The 19,504-nt window shown below is 46.2% G+C and carries 13 protein-coding genes; 1 reads left to right on the top strand and 12 read right to left on the bottom strand.

The window, feature by feature from the left end; translation table 11 throughout:
• Window positions 1–25 precede the first annotated feature (25 nt).
• The 3 genes from OCU50_RS18585 to OCU50_RS18575 form a co-directional block, all read right to left on the bottom strand.
• Window positions 26–2,203, bottom strand: coding sequence for a TRAP transporter permease (locus OCU50_RS18585; RefSeq protein ID WP_060469177.1), 2,178 nt, complete (start codon window positions 2,201–2,203; stop codon window positions 26–28).
• 195 nt (window positions 2,204–2,398) lie between these two features.
• Window positions 2,399–3,412 (bottom strand): TAXI family TRAP transporter solute-binding subunit, encoded by a 1,014-nt coding sequence (locus tag OCU50_RS18580; protein WP_017057743.1) that lies wholly within the window; start codon window positions 3,410–3,412, stop codon window positions 2,399–2,401.
• A gap of 322 nt (window positions 3,413–3,734) precedes the next feature.
• Entirely contained in the window at window positions 3,735–5,075 is a 1,341-nt protein-coding gene (locus tag OCU50_RS18575) for a sigma-54-dependent transcriptional regulator (protein ID WP_060469176.1), read from the bottom strand.
• A 231-nt stretch (window positions 5,076–5,306) separates the two neighbouring features.
• Here OCU50_RS18575 and OCU50_RS18570 point away from each other — a divergent pair, with 231 nt between their 5' ends.
• Window positions 5,307–7,373: an ATP-binding protein gene (locus OCU50_RS18570; protein WP_060469175.1), complete on the top strand. Its 2,067-nt coding sequence runs from the start codon at window positions 5,307–5,309 to the stop codon at window positions 7,371–7,373.
• A 223-nt stretch (window positions 7,374–7,596) separates the two neighbouring features.
• Here the strand turns inward: OCU50_RS18570 and galM are convergent, their stop codons facing one another.
• The 9 genes from galM to OCU50_RS18525 form a co-directional block, all read right to left on the bottom strand.
• Window positions 7,597–8,685 carry a galactose-1-epimerase gene (gene galM / locus OCU50_RS18565; RefSeq protein ID WP_082710369.1) on the bottom strand — a complete coding sequence of 363 codons (1,089 nt, stop codon included), beginning with the start codon at window positions 8,683–8,685 and terminating at the stop codon, window positions 7,597–7,599.
• A 56-nt stretch (window positions 8,686–8,741) separates the two neighbouring features.
• The gene (locus tag OCU50_RS18560) at window positions 8,742–9,680 is read right to left on the bottom strand and encodes a glycoside hydrolase family 43 protein (protein ID WP_060469174.1); all 939 of its coding nucleotides are present in this window, start codon (window positions 9,678–9,680) and stop codon (window positions 8,742–8,744) included.
• 9 nt (window positions 9,681–9,689) lie between these two features.
• Window positions 9,690–11,084, bottom strand: coding sequence for an MFS transporter (locus OCU50_RS18555; protein WP_017057738.1), 1,395 nt, complete (start codon window positions 11,082–11,084; stop codon window positions 9,690–9,692).
• A gap of 349 nt (window positions 11,085–11,433) precedes the next feature.
• Entirely contained in the window at window positions 11,434–13,884 is a 2,451-nt protein-coding gene (locus OCU50_RS18550) for a family 20 glycosylhydrolase (RefSeq protein ID WP_060469173.1), read from the bottom strand.
• 142 nt (window positions 13,885–14,026) lie between these two features.
• Window positions 14,027–14,656 (bottom strand): bifunctional 4-hydroxy-2-oxoglutarate aldolase/2-dehydro-3-deoxy-phosphogluconate aldolase, encoded by a 630-nt coding sequence (locus OCU50_RS18545; RefSeq protein ID WP_060469172.1) that lies wholly within the window; start codon window positions 14,654–14,656, stop codon window positions 14,027–14,029.
• Window positions 14,657–14,676: 20 nt separating this feature from the next.
• A complete protein-coding gene (locus OCU50_RS18540; RefSeq protein WP_060469171.1) occupies window positions 14,677–15,645 on the bottom strand; it encodes a sugar kinase in 969 nt (322 codons plus the stop codon).
• A gap of 127 nt (window positions 15,646–15,772) precedes the next feature.
• Window positions 15,773–17,287 (bottom strand): sodium:solute symporter family protein, encoded by a 1,515-nt coding sequence (locus OCU50_RS18535; RefSeq protein WP_060469170.1) that lies wholly within the window; start codon window positions 17,285–17,287, stop codon window positions 15,773–15,775.
• A gap of 205 nt (window positions 17,288–17,492) precedes the next feature.
• Window positions 17,493–17,885: a RidA family protein gene (locus tag OCU50_RS18530; RefSeq protein ID WP_017065166.1), complete on the bottom strand. Its 393-nt coding sequence runs from the start codon at window positions 17,883–17,885 to the stop codon at window positions 17,493–17,495.
• A gap of 104 nt (window positions 17,886–17,989) precedes the next feature.
• Complete coding sequence (locus tag OCU50_RS18525; RefSeq protein ID WP_060469169.1) at window positions 17,990–19,423, bottom strand: N-acyl-D-amino-acid deacylase family protein; 1,434 nt, start codon at window positions 19,421–19,423, stop codon at window positions 17,990–17,992.
• Window positions 19,424–19,504: the final 81 nt, after the last annotated feature.

Raw genomic sequence — 19,504 nt, 5'->3', positions numbered from 1 at the left:
ATATTCCTACATTCAATCCTTTTAATTATAGGGAGGAAGCGACCGTTCTAGACTCGATTTGAGGTTCAGTTTCTTCCTCGCTTTTCGATTCTCTTTTCACTTTATTAGCATCGTATTTGCGACCACTGTGAATAAAAATACCGACAAACAAAGCAACACACACTAAGCGAATTACGACTGAAACATCAGGCCACACCAAGGCCACGCCAAGCACGACTAACACGACTCGAGTCATCACATTGATTTCACTTTCTAGGTAACCCTCAATTGCCGCGATAAACGCGTAAGTGCCAACAATAGCAAAACCACCCGTTACCAGTACCGAGACAATATCCCAGCTCACTAAATTAGTGTAGGCAATCAGCAACGGTACTAGGTATAAGCCTTTGGCGATCTTCCAAGCCATTAAACCTGTTCTCATTGGTGGTGTTTTAGCGATAGTCGCTGCCGCAAATGCAGTCAAACAAACTGGCGGTGTCACGTTGCTGTCTTGCGATAGCCAGAAGATGATCAAGTGTGCAGAAAGCAGTGCAAGGCTAATCGCTTCTAGGCCGAGGCTTTGCTCAAGCAGCGTTTCCACAAAATCAGCAGGCACTAAAGCAATCATCTCTTTGGCTGTTTCAAGTGCCATTGGTGCATTCAATAAATCTAACTTGTCTGGTGCCGCCAACATAAAGATGGCTTTTGCCTGTTCAGGTAACTGGCCCGATACCAACAGGTCAAGCAACTGGCTTTCAGCAATCAGTTTATATAAAGCCGGAGCCGACAAAGTGCCCAGCACGATATAAGCCGCCGTTACTGGTAAGCCCATACCCAGAATCAAAGAAGCGAGTGCGATTAAGGCTATCATCACCAACAAGTCACCATTCGCCCAACTGTTGATCATCAACGAGAAAGTGTTACCAATTCCGGTGGTGCTGATCACGTTGATAACGAGACCAATACCCACCAACAATACTGCCGTCGTCGCCATGTTTTTCGCGCCTTGAGAAAGCGCTTCAATGATCGCTTTTGGACCCATTTTATGATTTTTAGAGAACCATGAAGCCACGACTACGGACAGGATAGAGATACCCGCCGCGTAAGTCGGCGTAAAGCCTTTCACCAATAAGGTTACCAACACCGCTAGTGGGATCAGGTTGTGCCATCCTGAAAGTAGCACCTTCAACAACGGTTCACACCCTGAAACCACCTTCTGTACCCCACTACGCTTCGCTTCAATACGCACGAAAAAAGCCACAGACAAAAAGTAGATAAGCGCAGGTAAGAAGGAAACCGCAATGATATCGACATAAGGGATTTGCGTGTAAGACGCCATGATAAACGCACCAGCGCCCATCACTGGTGGCATCAACTGCCCGCCCGTCGATGCAGCGGCTTCAACACCTGCTGCAAAACGCGAAGGGAAGCCTGCTTTTTGCATCAGGGGAATGCTGATTACGCCAGTGGATACCGTATTTGCCACGCTAGAGCCCGACACCGAGCCCATCAAGCCAGAGCCAATCACCGCAATGAAACCGGGGCCACCAATCACTTTACCCGCCGCCGCGCGAGACACATCAATGATGTAATCACCGACACCAGAGCGTACTAAGAATGCGCCAAATAGGATGAACATGAACACGAAGGTCCAACTGATTCTTGAGATAGAGCCGAACATCCCTTCCGAAGAATAAAAGCTTCGATAAAGTAGAGTCTCAAGGCTCAACCCCGGGAAGTGGAAGATGCCGCTGGTCCATTGCCCCCAAAGCACCACATAGCTCAAACACACCAAGATAAGCACCGGAATAAACCAGCCCATAGTACGGCGAATCAGCTCAATAACAATTGCAATCGCCAAGATAGAGAAGAACCAATCACTGGCGATAAACTTCACGCCTCGCTCATAAAGCGCATCTTCGGCAAAGGGAATATAAATAAGGCAAGCCAGAGCCGCTAAAGCGATTCCGATATCGACCGCTAAAGCTACTTTGCTCTTTTTAAGCGAGATATGAGCCGGATACCAAAGCGCACAGATGATCGCAAAACCCGCGAAGTGAGTCGCTGAAACCCAAAGCTCTGGTAAGGTGGATAGCGTGTTAAACCAAATGTGCAATAAAGAGAGAATCACACCCATTGTTGTTATCGCTTTGCCCACCCACGGGAAATCCGTCCGGGTCGGCAGTTCAAATTTTTTCAGTTCCTGCTGCAGCGAATCGCTCATAGAAAACTCCTGCTCTCCGCAGCAAACACGAAGAGAAAATCCATAAAGTGAGGAGGCGCACGAACACATTCTTTAGCGAACGCGCACCAACAATTAAGTCACGAAGGGGGTAGTTGATGGCAAACCGTTAGTTCACAGACCAATAGTTCATAAACCAATGGCTCATAAACTAATAGTTACCTGACAACAGGTAAGCTAGTTGACGATCAACTCAGAAGGGATCTCGATGCCCACTTCTTGGTAGTAACGTGCAGCGCCCGGGTGAAGCGGAACAGGAAGACCTGCGATCCCTTTCTCGAGAGCCATTGCTTTGGTTGCTTTGTGGATACCTTGTAAGAAAGGTAGGTTTTCATAGATAGCTTTGGTGAGCTGATAAACATCCTCTTCAGAGATGTCTTCACGAACCGCTAGAAAGTTAGGTTGTGCGATAGTGGTAATCGGCTGATCGACACCTGGATAAGTGTTTGCTGGGATCTCATATTTTGTCCAGATATTGTAATCACCGTTCGCTTGTTTGATTTGCGCATCGGTAAACGACAAGATTTGAATGTCTTCACCTAAGGCCGCAAATGCTTGAGTAACCGCCCCGACAGGAACACCAGCGGGCGTATTCATGCCATCAATCGTGCCATTTTGTAATGCGCTCGCACTGCCACCGTAACCCATAAAGGCGAGTTTAAATTGTTCTGGGTCTATGGAAAGGCCTCGCATAATTTGACGACCTGAATTCTCTGTTCCTGAGTTTTTCTTACCAATAGAGAACTTTTTGCCATTCAAGTTCTTCAAATCAGTCATGGTGCCCGTTTCTGTCAGATCAGAACGAACAATGAAATGCTCAACATTTTGCCATAGCATAGAGACTGAACGCAGTTGCTTTTGACTGCCTGACTTCTCATATGGACCAAGCCCTTGCCACGCCCACGCGCCATACAAGCCTTGTAAAATGGCAAACTGAGCTTCGTTCTCATTTAACAACTTTACGTTCTCACCGGATCCAGCAGAGCTGATAGCCGCCAAAGAAAAGTGCTGCTTAGGCGCAAGCTTAACTTTACTCAAAGTTGCTAAGGCCACACCAACCGGATAGTAAGTCCCACCCGTTGAGGCCGTTGCTAAAATGTAGCTGCGCTCTTCTTGTGCTGAAGCGTTGCCGATAAGGCCAATAGAGGCCATTGCGATCGCTAAAGTTTTAACTAGCTTGTTGTATTTCATTGTTACTCTCCATGTAGAGTTATTCACGTTATATTTTTGTTAACAACAAAAGCTAGATAGCAAGCACAATGCCAATAAGGTAAGTTATTGATATGGTTTAAATTAAATGAAAAAACCATTTGAAATAGGCAAAATATTGCTTATTTGACAGCGATTACATGAGCTGTTTTTTGCTTATCCAAAGCCGTAATTAACACCCTCATAAAGGTGGTTACATCACACTGCGTTACATTTGCGTGATCAATGTTAATAATTTGATAAATAAACAATGAGCCATTTCTTGCTCATCAGTCATCATTAATAATGACAGTTAAACGGTTCACTAAGAGTCGACATAGTCACTTCGGTTCAATGCATAACGGACCATTTTTTGGTTTAGTGTTCGACGTGGTAAATCTAAATCTTGCATCACATCGTTGATACGCCCTTGATAACGCACTAACGCGTCGTGAATCACTTTTCGCTCAAAACTCTGAACCTGGACAGCCAAAGGGATACCCGCAGTGGTGGACTCCGTAACAGAGTTAGGACGACACGCCAAAATATCACCGACTGTCAGGCTTTCATCCAATGCAAAACGAATCGCGACATTGCGCAGCTCACGCACATTACCTGGCCACGAGTACGACAACAAAGCATAGCGATCAGCCTCACTAGCAATTCGTGTTTCAGTATGGGCTTCCTGGGTGAAATGTTCGAAAAGAATAAGAGCATCGTCTTCTCGCTCACTGAGCGGCGGTAAATGCAGCTGCGCGACATTCAAACGGTAGAAAAGATCTTGGCGAAAGTCGGGGTGATTGAGCAAATCACTTTTCGAAGCAGATACCACACGCAAGTCAACATGTTGTTGCTGATTACCACCAACACGCTCAACGACATTATCTTGCAAAGTCCGCAGTACTTTGACCTGCATAGATAGCGGCATACTCTCTATTTCATCAAGAAACACCGTCCCCTTGTCGGCAAACTCTAGCTTACCAATACGTCGTTTGGCGGCTCCAGTAAACGCACCAGCTTCATGGCCAAACAGCTCACTTTCAAATAGGTTTTCTGGAATCGCACCACAGTTTAGTGGCACAAAAGGATGAGGTTTTCGCTGACTAAACTCATGCAAACAAGAGGCGACCAGCTCTTTACCACAGCCGGTTTCACCATAAATAATCACATTGGTATCAATCGAGGCAACCTTGTGTATTTGCTCTCTCAATTCACACATCACTTTACTGCGACCAATCAGAACCTGTTCAATGCCCTTCAAGTTATCTAAATAGCTTTGGCGACTGATCCTGTCTTGGCCACTTTGAAATTTATCTACCGCTTCAGAGACCGTTTGAGAGAGGCGTTCTGGATCAAACGGCTTCTCGATGAAGTCATAGGCACCTTGCTGTAAAGCCTTAACCGCCATATCGACATCACCGTGACCTGTAATCAAGATAACAGGCACGTCTGGCACAAGATTTTTGAACCGCCCTAATAGCTCAACGCCATCAATATCAGGCAAACGCACGTCACTAATGATGGTTTGGAAATCACCCTGCTCTACCGCGTTTAACGCATCTTGCCCAACCTCAAATGCGGTGACATCGAAGCCCGCTAATTGTAACCACTGACTGGTTGCTTGACGCACTATCGCATCATCTTCAATCAAAGCTATACGCTGCATAGTTTGGTTCCGCTGCTTACATCAGAATAATGTCGCCCACGGTATGTAAAAACACCGCAGACTAAAAGGAGCTAGCTCCCACTTTGGATAACACTCCTTTAACCGTTTTGTAATGTTTGTTAGCTTCAATTTGTCCCACACTTCATCTTCCAAGTCATAAAACCGTGAAGCTTCGCACTCACTCATTTAAAGAGACAGACAGCTAACTAATTTAAAAGGATTTAATCAAGAATGGTTAAAAATAATCGATATTGGCTGTTCGTGTTCGCCTGTTTGTTAATTGGTTTGGTTCAGCTAGCCACTAAAAATGGGATAAGCCAGTGGAAGCTTGAGCAAGCTCAGCGTTATGCAGAACAACGCTTTCTTGGGTACATTGCTGAAGCAAGACGCACACTCAAACGTTTTTACTATTTGCCTTACCTGGTCACGAACGATGAAACCAGCGTTCGTTTTATTGATGGTGAAAGTCGCCTCCAAAAACACATTAAAAAACAACTAATTCAATTAGACAAAGCGGCCAACACCAAGGGCTGGTACCTACTTTCAGCTGAAGGTGAGTTGTTGGTTTCCAGTGTCGAAAGAAGCAAGCTGAGTAAAAAGAACGCCAATACGATTGTGTCTAAGATCCACCAGCAAGGTGGCGCTATCTCAGTGGTCACCAAAAATAAAGGCGTGACACCCGATTACTTCATTGCGGCACCGGTTTATCGAGCATCCGATGTGGTGGGTATTGTTGCGGTACAAATCGACTTATCGCTTCTTATCGATCAATGGTTTGCCGATGGTGAAGCGATACTGTTTCAAAACCCTCGAGAGCAGTTCTTCCTCTCCAGTGATAATCGATTGAGTGCCGATTGGTTCAACGACACCTTCAATTCTCAGCCCAGAGCCACAAAACGCGAGTTGTACGATCAAACCCATATTCAAGTGTGGCAACTACAAGGTAAGGACTACCTGATTCAATCGATCAAGTTGGACGATCTAAATTGGCGATTAACCTATTTGACCCCATTAACTAGCCTCAACCAAACCACTAACTGGATAAGTTGGAGCGTGGCTGTGGGCTGTCTTTTCGTTCTGTTATTGTTGGTTATCCTCTATCAAAGACGCCAGAAAAAGCTCAGCAATTTGCGAATCCAAAAGCTTATCGAAGAGTCGGAGAAACGACTGTCTAGGATGATCAATAAGACGCATGTTGGGTTAGTATTGATCGATAAATACGGCCATATCCACGATATCAACCTGATGGCAAAGAAATACTTTTCCCTGTCCGACTCAATGATAAGCAACATCAAAGCGTGGCAACTTTTTGAAGCGGGTAATCCAAATTCAACCACACTCCAACTGCTCAAGAATTTAGAACAACACCAAGAACTGGCCGAGATCACCAGTGTCGAAACCATGGCAAGACGCAGTGATGGTAGCTACTTTCCTGTGTTGTTCTCTATTAGCGCTTTCCCTTGGCATGACACCACTTATTACCTGTGTACGGTGATCGATATAAGTAAACGCAAGAAAGCGGAAATTGCGGTGCAAAACGCCAATAAAACGCTGAAACTGCGGGTAGAAGAGCGAACACAAGATCTAAAAGATGCACAGCAAGAGCTGGTTGAATCAAGCAAGCTCGCAGCGCTAGGTCGCATGTCGAGTGCGATCACTCATGAGCTTAATCAGCCGCTTACCGGCCTAAAAACTCTGCTTTCTAGCAATCAATTACTGATGGAAAGAGGCGAGACCAAACTGTTGAAAGCGAACATGGACTTAGTCATGAGCCTCATCGACCGAATGGCTAACATGACCAGTCAGTTGAAGTCGTTTGCCTTTAAAAGGCTGGAAAGCCCCTACCCAGTTTCTCTCACAGAGGCGCTACAAGAAACCCTAAGAATTCACCAAGCCGAGTTAAAAAACATTGATATGCGAGTACGTATCGCGTCCAATATTTCGATGGTGATGGGTGAAGAAGCACGACTTCGCCAAGTGCTTGGCAACCTGATCAGAAACGCCGTTGACGCCACCAACCATCAAACGCCTGCCACCATTATTGTCAGTGCACACACCGAACAGCAACGCGTGGTGATCAAGGTTCAAGACAATGGCTGCGGCGTCTCAGAAGACCAACTCGAAACTATTTTCGAACCCTTCCATACCAATAAAAAAATGGGCGAAGGTTTGGGGCTCGGGCTGGCAATCACCGCCAACAACGTGCGTGATATGCAGGGCACCTTGATAGCGAAGAACAACCCAGACCAAGGCATGACTTTCATCCTAACGCTGCACAATGTAAGTAGTCAGGAATAACCGGTACGCTCCGTTGAAAGTAATCATTGAATACAGGCAGCTGAACACAAGCAGTTGAAAATAAAGGCTCACTCTGAACCACTCTACTTTCGTCGCGGGTTCAAGAATAAAGTGGGGTTAAGCCCGAAGCTTTATCGTGAGAAAGTGAGAAAGTGAGAAAGTGAGAAAGTGATGTAAGCACCATGTTGGGCTAGAACCCCTTACCAGCCCAAATCGTTTGTGATCACTGACTATGATGGGTCATAAACTGATAACTGGTTTGATGCTGATAGAATGACTTTTTGGTAATAAAACGTTTGTTCGCTTCCGGCCATGTTGGATGATTTGGACAGTCAGGTAGGAACTGAGTCTCAAGCGCAAGCCCTTGATAGTTTTGATACTCCCCAGTACGAGATGGGGTTCCTGACAAGAAGTTCCCGCTATAGAATTGAATCGCTGGTTTGTCGGTAAACACAGACATCACCACCTGTTTATCGGAGCTGGTTAGGCGAGCGATAGTACCCACACCGTCAGTCAATTCTTCAGGCAAAGTAAAAGCATGGTCATAACCTTTGGCCAACTTTTGGTCTTCATCTTGTAGTAAACGGGCTCCGATTCTCTGAGCTGTACTAAAATCAAAATTGGTCCCTTGCACCGCTTTCAGTTCACCCGTCGGAATGAGTTTATCATCGGTGGGCAGGTATTCGTTGGCACGCAGTTGTAATTCATGATCGAGAATGGTTTTGCCAGATTCCGCACCGTCTAAATTAAAGTAGGCGTGGTTAGTTAGGTTGATAGGGCAATCTTTGTCGCAAATAGCCGAATATTCGATACACAGCTGGTTGTTTTCCGTCAACGTATACGCGACTTCAGCGGAAAGGTTTCCCGGGAACCCTTGGTCACCGTCGGGAGACATCAAACAGTAAGTAATGTGTAAATCACTTTGGTCTTTCACCAACCAGCGGCGCTTATCAAAACCCTCAATACCACCGTGTAAGCTATTGCCATTATCATTACGGGTAATGGAATAAACCTGTCCGTTTAAGTTGAATTGCCCTTTGGCAATACGGTTGGCAAAACGGCCTATGGTCGCACCTAAAAACGCCGAGTGAGACTGGTAATCATGCATTGATGTCATGCCGAGCAACACTTCACGCTGACCAAAAGGCGTTGGAACTTGGCAGCTCAACCATGTTGCACCAATATCCATGAAAGTAGCCGTCATGCCGTGGTGGTTACGTAAAGTATGAACCTTGGCCGGCTTGTCATCGGTAAAAAGATCGCTCTCGATAGCAGCCTTGATCGAGCTGGGCGGGATGATGCTGTTAGGCATAGATACTCCTTGCAAAAACACAGTACCTGCAAGTTGCAGGTACTGAGGTAACTGGATTAAATCGCTTCACCGAAGATAGGAAATCCGTCTTTCCAAGTGAGGCGTTTAATGCGTGTGTGGCGATTGGGGTCCCAAAGCGGGTCACCTTCAATTTCGGTGTAATCGCGTGCGTGATACACCAACAGATCATGGCCTTGTTCATCGACCGTAAAACTGTTGTGGCCAGGCCCGTAGATCTTTTTCTCCCAGTTAGTTTTAAACACTGGCTGCTTCGATTTCACCCAGCTTTTTGGGTCAAGCAAGTCACTGTTTTCATCCGCGTACAGCAGCCCCATACAGTAATTTTCGTCGGTCGCGCTGGCGGAGTAAGTCATCCAGAACTTTCCGTGACGATGGATAACCGACGGTCCTTCATTGACCCAAAAACCAATTTTTTCCCACTCAAACTCTGGAAGGGTCAAACATCGGGGAGCAGTACGTAGCTTGGTCGGTGTTTCTAACTCCGATATATAAATATTGGAGTTACCGCCGATGTTGTTGTCTTTTTGCGCCCAAACATAGTAGTTAACTCCGTTGTGACTGAAAGACGTCGCATCCAGACAGAACGTGTCTATGCCAGTATCGACTTTCCCTTCGAACGTCCATTCTGATGTGATCGGGTTTGGATTCGAATTGGAAATCGCATACATACGGTGCTGGAACAACCCATCGATGATTTCTCGTGATGGCGCGGCGGCAAAGTAGACGTACCAAGCGTTATCGATAAAGTGAAGCTCTGGTGCCCAGATTAAATCACTGTATGGGCCCGTATCTGGTTTGTACCATGCATTGACGAGTTCGCTGGTGGTGTCGAGTTCAGAGATACTCTTTGCTCGACGAATCTCTATGCGATCATATTCCGGTACCGAAGCGGTAAAATAGTAATAGCCGTCCGAGTGTTTGAAGATGTGTGGATCAGCACGCTGCTCTATAATAGGATTTACGAATTCAGTCATACTCTCGCCTTAATTTTCGAAACTTGTTTGAGGTTTTGAAGGTTGAACTTCACTTAGGTTTTTCTTTCCGCCTTGGATGTTGGCGGCCGTCATCGATTGGTAGTACTTATCAGTCACTTTGTATTTAGACATCAGTGAGCCCATTAGGAAGTGGAAAAAGCCTGGGATAACCGTCAACATCAGTGCGATACCGGTAAGGGCGTAGTCTGATTGCGCTTCGTTTGGCACGTAATTGAAATAGGTTAGTAGCCAACCGACCACCGCACCGCCGATCCCCATACCTAGCTTTTGGCTAAAGGAGATACCGCCAAACGCTAGGCCAGAAACGCGTTGACCTGTTTTGTATGCGCCGTAGTCAACGGCTTCGGCAATCGCAGACCAGAATACAGGTGCATGCAAATCTACGACGAAAGAAACTAAGAAATACAACACGAAAGCCAAAGCCAAATCTTCACGACCAACAAATACGTAGAGCATCAAGCTTAATAACAGTACCGATACTTGGCTGTAACGGAACAGTTTAATTTTGCAGTACTTTTTAGTGATCCAAGTTGACGCAACCATCGCCAGAATCGCCGCACCGACACCCGTTGCAAGGAAGGCTGAGATAGTACCCGCGTCACCACTGAGGTAGTACTTGGCATAATACGCGGCAACTGACCCACGAATCACGTAGCCGATAGTACCTGTCACACATACCGCACACAGCACTAACCATTGGTCGTTTCTCATCAGCAATTTAACTTGGTCTTTGAATGACTTTTTGTCGACCACGTGTTCAATACGCTCTTTGGTGGTCGCGAAACAAAACAAGAACAGCAACGTGCCCATCAATCCCATCAAACCCATCGAATATTGGTAACCCAATTGGATGTTATCTTGGCCCCAAGCGGTTGATAACTGCGGAACGATAATGGTGACAAGAAAAGCCGCGATCTTAGCGAAGAACAAACGGTAACCGTTCGCAGACAAGCGCTCTTTCGGATCGTCGGTCATCACACTGATCAAAGAGATGTATGGAATGGTCACTGCCGTAAACATGACAGTGATCAAGATATATGTCGCGTAAGCGTAAACCAGCTTAGTGTTGTAATCACCGTCTGGTGTGCTGAAAGCTAAGTAGACCGAGACACCAAAAGGAATCGCAAGAAAGAGTAGGTATTGACGGTAACGACCCCAGCGAGAGGTAAACTTATCGGTAATCATGCCCATCAACGGGTCGGTCACCGCATCGATTAATCGGACCACAATGAATAACATCGCTAAGTCTTCGGGTTTGATACCAAAAATATCCGTATAGAAGAATGTAATGATTAACATCATCGATGAAATCACCACATTGACAGCCATATCTCCGGCGCCAAATCCGACTTTTTCAAGGACAGGTAATTTGTACTTATACATAGGGACTATTCCTTTTTCAGATTAGGCCCAGATATTACTCATAAATTATTTGTGGGGATGTAACCTACCTTAAATATAAGAATAGACAGCCATTTTGTTCATTCTTTCAGCTAATTTGTTTATGCTAGGTTGGATAAAACAAGCTCATATTCTTTACTCTTTAAGGCGTGTCTCAGTTTAATATCTGGTAACGACTCCAAAATATTGAGACAAATTAATCACTATTCCCCACAGAGGGCGGTTTTGAATCTCTTATTGTCGTGTGACTTATTCGCTATTCAGCTTTTATCTGCTTATCTATTTAGCGGTTAGCTAGTCGACTAGCAGGTTATTCACTCAGTGGCTTCAACTATTCAGCCAGCCCCTTTAACAGTAGCTCTGTGGGGCGAACAATCGCGATGATCGATTCATCGTAGATTTTCGCTGAATCAGACAGTATCGCTTGGTAGGCATTCACGTCTGCTGCTCTAACTTTTTCACCTGCTTGCGCTTTAGCAATCAAGGTGAGCGCCAAGTCTGCGACTTCCGCCGTTTTCTCTGCGACAATCACAGTTTCTACTGAGGACACATTGCCAGCGAAGACAGTTTTAGCAGCGAGTGCAGCCGCTTTTGCTTGTTGATAATGCTCTGCAAGTTGCTCAAGCGCTTGTTGATTGCCCGTCGCAACGTCGTTGACCAAATCTTGCATCTCATACACGGCGTAGCTTTCGACTGGCAGCGCATCAACAAAGCGGTTTAAGCGCTCGTATTGGCTGTATAAAGTACCCTTGGGTTCAGTAGAGTTCCACTTCTCCCAGTTACGCGCATAGTACTGTGCTGGCTCGGTGTACTTGGCAAGCACTTGCAGGTCGTGAATATCTTGACCTTTCGCAATGCGTTTTAACAACATATCAGCATCCGCATGGTGACGCAGGCCAACCGAGACTTCAGACCATGTATCCATCGCTTTCATACGCTTATACATGCTGCGCTCGTCGGTCAATGCGGCATCAGACCAGAAGCGCTCTGCTATTGCATAGCTACGTGGCCATAAGTAGTTTTCGACCGTGAGGCTGTCTTTGTTCTCTAGCCACATGGTGATCTCGCCGCCTAAGATGAGCTCTTTTTCTTTGTCGGTTAACTCCGCAGGGTAACCACCGTTTGGCTCAAGAATCACACTGCCTTCTACATCGCTGCTCGCAATCACTTCGCCTGTGGTTGGCCAGCGCACGTTACCAATTAACTGATAGCTGCCTTCCGCAAACCCATTTGGATTGAGGTTCAGGTTGAACTCGGTGTACGACATGAAGTTATCGAAGTGGCCAACAAAGGTTTTACCCGGCACATAATCAAGGATGTAAATCTCTTCACGAGACTTGCCGTTGTAATCACTGAACGCGCGGAAAGTACCGTCTTTCGCTTCAATGATAGTCAGTGTTCCCTTACGTGGGCTCCCTTTAGAGCGAGGCTTTTGCCATTGGTAAGTCACAAACTTCTCGCCGCTGTGCAGCTTATCGTCAACCGTGATGCCACTTGGCATTGGGTCATTACGATAGTGGTAACTGGTTGGTTGAGGTTGGTCTAGGTAGTAACCGGTAGACAAAATACCTGGATAGCCCTCTTTCGCCGCACGACCAATGCTGTCGTGCCCTTGCCAGCTTTGAATCACGATAGAAGTTGGCAGATCTTTATGCCAAATCTCATCCCAACCCGTCATCTTCTTGCCGCGCTCTTCGAGCATCTTTTCAACTTTTACGTTGAGGTAAGACTGCAAGCCACGCTCGCCATCGATATTGTTCTCTTCGATGAACTGTTGGTGCTTTGCGCTGTTTTTCCACTGCGCATAATTCGGCTCATCGCCACCAATGTGGAAGTATTCATCAGGGAACAGTTCTGTCACTTCATCAAATACGTCGCCCAGCATTTCATAGAGCTCAGGGTTTAGTGGGTCCATCAATGGCTCAAATACGCCCCAGCCACGTTCTTGTTCATAGCTTTGACCTTCACCACCCGACATCAAGCGTGGGTAAGCATGCGCTACAGCAGAAGAGTGACCCGGCAGCGACACTTCAGGAATCACACGAATACCAAGGTTACGGGCGTATTCAACTAAGTAACGGACTTGGTCTTTGGTGTAGTAATTACCATCAGCGGTTTCAGACCACAGACGCGGCCATGATTCGGTTTGAATGCGAATGCCTTGATCGTCCCAGAAGTGCCAATGGAACACGTTCATCTTCGCCGACGCCATCGCATCTAGCTGACGAATCAACACATCGAATTCAATAAAGTGACGCGAGGTATCATAAGATACTCCACGCCAACGAAAGCGAGGCTCATCAACAATGGTTACGGCAGGAATATGATAGCCAGTCGCTGTCGCTTCAACGAGCTGTAAAAGGGTTTCGATGCCGTGAATTGCGCCATAAGGGCTTGGTGCACTCAGCGTGATTTGTTCACCCTGAGTCGTAATCTTGTAGGACTCTACAGAGTCGATATTTTGTATTTCAGACTTTGGCGCCGCGTCGATATCAATGATCAGGTTCGCTTGGTCTGCGCTATCAACCTGCCAGTTTAAAATCGGCACGCCAGTTTGGCGCTCAAGGCGATCAATAAAGCGTTTTGCGGTGTATTCAACGCGATCAGAGTTAAAGCCTTTGATGTAAACCTTGAAGTTACCGTCAACCTGAACTTGCCCAGCTTGAAGCTCGACTGTTTGCGGGTACGGCATTAAATTTAGATCGGTATTCGGAGCCATTGCTAACGCCATTGGGGATACTACTGAACCTGAAATCAATAGGGATAATATAGATTTTTTCATTATTAGTTTTCCTATATAAATACGGTTCTGTTTTGTTTATCGGAGGCAATTCACAAAACAGAACCTTTAGCCACTGTTGTTGTTTATCGTGAGCTCAAAGCCTATCGCCTGTTAACAAACGAATGAGCTCACAAACTGATGACTAGCTAACCAACTCAACCGCTTCACGAACCAGCACCGCGATCTCGTCCCACTGTTCGTTCTCGATCATCTTTGGCGATACCATCCAAGTACCACCACAACACACCACGCGATCAACCGCTAGGTAATCATTGACGTTGTGTTTGCCGATACCGCCAGTAGGCATTAGCGACACATCAACGTAAGGCGCTAGCAAAGATTTCACCATGTTGATGCCACCAGACGCTTCTGCCGGGAAGAACTTCAAGAAGTTAAGGCCAAGCTCTAGCGCTTGCTCTACTTGGCTTGGATTGTTTACGCCCGGAACGATTGGCATGCCGATTTCTTGGCAACGTTTTACGGTGTTTGGGTTCAGGCCCGGAGCTACGATGAATTCGCTGCCCGCCTCTTTCGCAAGGTCGATTTGCTCTGGTGTTAGTACTGTGCCAGCACCGATACACATCTCTGGGTACGCATCGCGCATCGCACGAATCGCATCTGCTGCCGCTTCAGTACGGAATGTTACTTCAGCAACTGGTAGGCCGTTTTCTACCAACACTTTTGCCAGTGGAATCGCGTGTTCAACCTTGTTGATTTGGATAACAGGGATAACTTTGAATTGCTTAAGTTTGTTGATCATTTCTTGAGACATAATAATTCCGCTTTGTTTTTCTATTTTTTAATTAAGTGATTCATGGCGCTTATCGGGATGATCGCGCCTGAGTATTGAATAACGGTAGAAGCCAGTTGGTGACCTAGTTCAGCTGAATCGGGGGCGCTCTCACCAGTAAGGCGCGCCGCCAGATAACCCGCCGCAAAGGAGTCACCCGCAGCGCAGGTGTCGACTACGTTAGAAACACGAGTCGCGGATACATAGCTCTCAACAACATCGCCTTGTTCAACTTGAACAATCTTGCATGGCTCACAGCCACGTTTGATGACGATCTCTTGGCAACCCAAACGAAGGCAGCGCTGTTGAACACTCTCGGAGTTACCCCATACAAGCAGGTCGTCGTCTTCGGTAATCAAGGCGATGTCCACCAGCGGTAGTAACTTGGCGTACCAATGTTGAGCTTGTTCAGTGCTCCAAAGTTGCGGGCGATAGTTATTATCAAAAATCACCTTACCGCCTTGGTTTGAGAACACGCTAATGGCTTTGAATAGGCGCTCACGAGAGGCATCATCCAAGATCGCGATACTGATACCGCTGATGTAAATCGCATCGACTTGTTTCTCTGTTAGCGCGATTTCAAGCTTGTTTAGGTTGTCAGCTTGCTTGTTTAAGTTATCGATTTGAAAGTAGAATTTTACTGCCGCGTCGTTACGCCAGTAATGAAAGTGTCGCTCGCCTGTCTCGTCGTTTTCGACCATGTACAAGCCGGGCAACTTGTTTGGGATGCGTTCGACGAAGTTGGTTTGAATACCTTCTACCTGCCAGTTATCAACCATGTTCTGAGACAGTTCATCGCTACCAAGCCCTGTCGCGTAGTGCACAGAGAGGTTTTGATGCTGAGTTAAGCGAGAAAGGTAAAGGGCGGTATTAAGCGTGTCACCGCCAAACTTTTTGGTTAATGGGGAGCCGCTGATTTCGACCATACATTCACCAAAGAAAGCAATATTGAAATGAGAAGATTCAAGCATAGCCGATCCTAAAATAGAGAGATAAATGGGAAAAGACCCCGCAGCTAAGCAGGGCCTAAACGAACTAAACCACTCCACAGTTTGTCGTACTCACTTTGTTGTACTAACTCGCTGTGGAGCATTGAGATTAGCTTGTTTGATTTGCAGGACGTTGAGAAGACGCATCGTCTTCAAGCACACCTGAGTCTGACATTTCCATCTCCATCAGAGCACGCTCGTCATCAAGAATCGCTTTTGCCATTTCAGGCGTTACTTGGTTAGCCGGAGTACATAGGCTGACAGCCACACCTGCCGTTAGAGCAAACAAACATGAAGGAATCACAGGGTTGCCCCAGAAAGCTGTGTAATCAGCGTTTAGCATGACTACGAATGAAGCCACAGAAGCACCCGCTAGTGTTGCCAGCGCACCTTGCCAGTTATAGCGTTTCCAGAATTTACCCAACATACCGCACACAAACATGCCCGACATAACGGTTGAAATCATCTTAGTGATGTAGCCAATGATGTCGTTTGACGTTAGCGCGAACAGTAGTGCGAAACCAATCACCACAATCAGAGCCAAGCGAGAGTAGTTCAGCATTGATTCTTTATTTGGTACGCGGCCTGTGAACATCACGTACACGTCACGCAGTAGGATAGACACACCAGCAATCGCATCTGAGCTTGCACTCGACATAGTTGCAGATAGGCCCGCGATAAGAACAATCATACCTACGCCAACTGGAAGAACCGTTGCTGCTACGTAAGGGAACGAGTAGTTCGGATTATCCAATGATGGGTCGATGGCGTGTGCAGCCATACCAATGATTGCAGGGATAATTGAGAAGAAAAGATACAACACACCCGAGGCCACAAATGAGCGACGGATAGTTGAAACATCTTTACCAGAGTAGATACGTTGGCGGAATGAAGGCGTCGCCAGTACACCCACACCGATAACCACAGACAAAGAAACAGCAGGCAGAATGCCCAGTTTATCTATTGCTAAAAAACTGGTAGCAGCAGGGTCCATCGCTGCATAAAGGTTGCCCATGCCACCAATGTGATCAACAGACATAACCGCCATTAGGATGAAGCCAGCAAAAAGGATGATTGCTTGAATGGTATCGGTCCATACAACCGCAGTGTAGCCACCGATAACAACGTAGATAGTGAAAGCTGCAGCAATAATGATTTTCGCAAGGTTAAGGTCGATGTCTGCAATCCACGCTAGGTACATGCCGCCACCTAGAATGTGCGCACCTAACCAACCGATTGATGCGATAAAGATAAGCAGGCCAACCACGTTTTTCACGGTTCGGTTGGCGCCTACGTAGTAAGCCAGCTCTTCACTCATGGTCATGAAGTTCAGTTTACGAACCGGAGCAAACCAAAGGGCAAGTAATAGGATGCCCACAGCACCACCAATTCCGTACAGAGCACCCGCCCAGCCATTTGCGTAGCCGAAGCCAACCGCACCCATACTTGAACCGGTGCCGACCATAGTCGCGACGGTTGTACCCAGTACTAAGAATAATGGCAGGCCACGGCCGCCTAATAAGAAATCTTCGCCAGATTTTTGATTACGCGAGACAAACCAGCCTAACCAGATTAAGAATAATACGTACACGCCGAAGCCTGTAAGAAAAAGTGTGCTGTTCATTTGACACCTCTCAGTGAAATATTAAGTTCATTCCTGAACTTTATTTATGATTCATTCATTTTATATTTCATATAATTACTTTAGTGATTCTATCTATTTTAATTAAAGTAACTTTTATAAATGTAGGGTGAGAGTATTAAAGGATAATAACAGGGTTGACTAACCCCTAATACTCTCTAAATAGGTAATTGTGAGTAGGTTATGACTAAACGCGATCAGCGCGGTAGCAAGTCACATCTACTTCAACCTTCACGTCTACAACTAGATCGCAAACCATGCAGATACGAGCCGGTGGGTTAGCACCGAAGAACTCTTTGAATACCTTATTAAAAGATTGGAAGTAACGAGAATCTGTTAGCACAACCTTTACGTGCATTACGTCTTCAAGGCCGTAGCCCGCTTCAGTCATGATATCGACACAGTTTTGGATCGCTAGGCGAGACTGGTCAACAATGCCACCCTCAACCACTTCACCATCTGTCATCGGTGTCTGGCCAGAAACGTATAGGAAACCACCTGCTTCAGTTGCACGTGCAAATGGTAAATGTTGTCCGCCTGTACCTGTACCGCCTTCAACACCGTAACGTTTAATAGTCATTTCTTAACTCCACTTATTTATAGATAAAACAGTTTCTATTCCAATATATTTAAATTAATTCGTCGTTTTTATATTTACCGTAAAATTAATTTGATAATTAAAATCTAGTTTCGGTAAATAAAAACGCCTGAACGATTATTTGTTACTTTTCCTTGCTGGTAAGTTAACTCACCATTTACAAATACACTTTCTATTCCCTCAGCAACTGAAATAGGATTTTCAAATGTTGCTGTGTCTTTAATATTCTTTGGATCAAATAAAACTAAATCGGCAAATGCGTCTTGGCGAATCTCACCTCTTCCCGCGAGGTTGTAGCGCTTCGCAGACATTCCGGTCATTTTGTGAATCGCTTCTGGCAGCGCGAACAGTTTTTCATCTCGGCAGTAGTGACCCAACACTTTCGGGAAGGTGCCCCATAATCTTGGGTGTGGATGCGGGTCATTGGGTAAACCATCAGAACCGACCATGGTCAGCTTGTATTTCAATACGCGCTTTACGTCGTTCTCATCCATACAGTGGTAAACCGCACCTGCTGGTTGAAGCGCTTTTGCTGTGTCCAACAACGGTAGGTTCATCTCATCAGCAATCTGCTTAAGCGTTTTGCCTGCATGTTCTGGCTTTGCTTTAGACCAAGTGATGAAGATGTCGAAATCGTCGGTCACTTGTTTCAAATCTAATGTCGAAGAGCTCGCTGAGTATGGGTAGCAGTCGCAAGACACATCTTGGTGCTCTGAAACCTTGTCCATCAAATCAAGTACTTCAACGGTTCTGCCCCAGTTGCCCGCCCCTGCACATTTAAGGTGAGAAATAACAACGGGCACTTTCGCGTATTGTCCTGTCTCAAACGCTTCTTCCATCGCGCTTAAGATCTCTTCGAATTCGGTACGCATATGTGTGGTATAGATGCCGCCGTGACTAGAAAGCACTTTCGCTAACTGCATTACTTCGTTGGCATTCGCTTGTTTCGCGCTTGCGTAAGCCAAGCCCGAGCTCAAACCCAATGCACCCTGCTCCATCGCTAAATCAAGGTTGTTTTGCATGGCTGCAATTTCTTCTTCGCTCGCGGTGCGTTGCAGGTCGTCCATCACTTGATTACGCAGTGTGGTATGGCCGACTAATGCTGCAACGTTCACCGCGGGTTGCGCTTGCTCTACAGCTTGTGCATACGCGGCAAAGGTTGGGTATTTGAAATCAGCCTGCGCGCCTAATAGATTCATTGGGTCAGGTGGATCGCCCGCCAAAACCGTTGGCGATGCACTGATGCCACAGTTGCCAACAATCACGGTTGTCACACCTTGGCTAATCTTAGGTAGGCAGTCTGGGTAACGAATTACATTGGTATCGTCGTGTGTGTGTACATCGATGAATCCAGGAGCCAATGCTAAGCCTGCTCCCTCAACCAACTGGCTACAATCTTCATGATCGATTTTGCCAATTTCGGCGATTTTTCCATCTCGGATTGCTACATCGGCACAAAACGATTGTTCGCCGGTGCCATCAAACACCTCTACATTTTTAATTATCGTATCGAACAACATTTCTCACTCTCTCAATCCACTCTGTTGATGGAGCTATATTAGAAATCCAGCCGATTATTTTCAGTGACAAAACACACATAA

This window comes from Vibrio toranzoniae (assembly GCF_024347655.1).
GTDB classification, from domain to species: domain Bacteria; phylum Pseudomonadota; class Gammaproteobacteria; order Enterobacterales; family Vibrionaceae; genus Vibrio; species Vibrio toranzoniae.
The sequence above is the reverse complement of the archived record's forward strand: the minus strand, read 5'-3'. Positions and strand labels throughout refer to the sequence as shown.

Bases quoted from the DNA above. Each gene is read 5' to 3' on its own strand.
- OCU50_RS18570 (WP_060469175.1), top strand. From the start codon at position 5,307: ATGGTTAAAAATAATCGATATTGGCTGTTCGTGTTCGCCTGTTTGTTA.
- OCU50_RS18540 (WP_060469171.1), bottom strand. From the start codon at position 15,645: ATGCTTGAATCTTCTCATTTCAATATTGCTTTCTTTGGTGAATGTATG.
- OCU50_RS18525 (WP_060469169.1), bottom strand. From the start codon at position 19,423: ATGTTGTTCGATACGATAATTAAAAATGTAGAGGTGTTTGATGGCACC.
- OCU50_RS18585 (WP_060469177.1), bottom strand. From the start codon at position 2,203: ATGAGCGATTCGCTGCAGCAGGAACTGAAAAAATTTGAACTGCCGACC.
- OCU50_RS18560 (WP_060469174.1), bottom strand. From the start codon at position 9,680: ATGACTGAATTCGTAAATCCTATTATAGAGCAGCGTGCTGATCCACAC.
- OCU50_RS18555 (WP_017057738.1), bottom strand. From the start codon at position 11,084: ATGTATAAGTACAAATTACCTGTCCTTGAAAAAGTCGGATTTGGCGCC.
- OCU50_RS18575 (WP_060469176.1), bottom strand. From the start codon at position 5,075: ATGCAGCGTATAGCTTTGATTGAAGATGATGCGATAGTGCGTCAAGCA.
- OCU50_RS18580 (WP_017057743.1), bottom strand. From the start codon at position 3,412: ATGAAATACAACAAGCTAGTTAAAACTTTAGCGATCGCAATGGCCTCT.
- galM (WP_082710369.1), bottom strand. From the start codon at position 8,685: ATGCCTAACAGCATCATCCCGCCCAGCTCGATCAAGGCTGCTATCGAG.
- OCU50_RS18530 (WP_017065166.1), bottom strand. From the start codon at position 17,885: ATGACTATTAAACGTTACGGTGTTGAAGGCGGTACAGGTACAGGCGGA.
- OCU50_RS18545 (WP_060469172.1), bottom strand. From the start codon at position 14,656: ATGTCTCAAGAAATGATCAACAAACTTAAGCAATTCAAAGTTATCCCT.
- OCU50_RS18535 (WP_060469170.1), bottom strand. From the start codon at position 17,287: ATGAACAGCACACTTTTTCTTACAGGCTTCGGCGTGTACGTATTATTC.
- OCU50_RS18550 (WP_060469173.1), bottom strand. From the start codon at position 13,884: ATGAAAAAATCTATATTATCCCTATTGATTTCAGGTTCAGTAGTATCC.